Genomic DNA, 729 nt, shown 5'->3' on the forward strand with positions numbered 1-729 from the left:
GTCTCCCACCGTGCAGCCGTGCAGCGTCACCTGGTGGCCCACGGTCACATCGGCACCGATCGTCAGCGGAATGCCGGCATCGGTGTGCAACACGCTCAGGTCTTGGATGTTGCTGCGCTCGCCAATCGTGATCCAGTCGTTGTCGCCACGCAGCACCGCGCCGTACCAGATGCTGGCGTCAGCCGCGAGTGCCACCCGCCCGATCACCTGGGCCGATTCGGCCACCCAGGCGCTGTCGTCAATGCGGGGAATGTGGTTGTCGCCCAGTTGGTAGATGGCCATGGTGCCCTTGGTCTCCCGCCCGTTGGCAAAGCGATAATTTTAAGGATGGAAGTCAGAGCGCAGGCGTTGAAGGTTTTGAGCGTCGCCGAGCCCGAATCGAAGGCCAGGCAGACGCGCGAACTGCTCGAAGCCAGYCGCGCTGGCGCCACACTCGATGCCGGCATCGTGCTGATCGCGCCGCCTACCCTGCCCGGCCGCCCGCCCCAGCCGCTGCTGGTGCCGCCCGAACAGGTACCGCGGCGCACGCCGTTCACGCCCGAAGGCCGGGCTGCGCTGCTGCACGCCGTCTGCCACATCGAATTCAACGCGATCAACCTCGCGCTGGACGCGGCCTGGCGCTTTGCCGGCATGCCCCAGCGCTTCTACCGCGACTGGCTGCAGGTGGCCGGCGAAGAGGCATTGCATTTCCAGCTGCTGCGCGGGCACCTTCAGTCGATGGGCCACGAC

Annotated in this window: 2 protein-coding genes; one reads left to right on the plus strand and one right to left on the minus strand. The window is 66.8% G+C overall.

Going from position 1 to position 729, the window contains the following annotated elements:
- Positions 1 to 282 (minus strand): gamma carbonic anhydrase family protein (locus AC1DYI_RS37525; protein WP_477209129.1); only part of this gene is annotated, 282 nt, incomplete at its 3' end.
- A 45-nt stretch (positions 283 to 327) separates the two neighbouring features.
- On the opposite strand from AC1DYI_RS37525, the gene AC1DYI_RS37530 reads away from it, so the two are divergent.
- The coding region (locus tag AC1DYI_RS37530) for a DUF455 family protein (protein WP_477209130.1) at positions 328 to 729 on the plus strand (402 nt) is incomplete at its 3' end.

Source organism: Ideonella sp. P3_A4 (assembly GCF_056403075.1).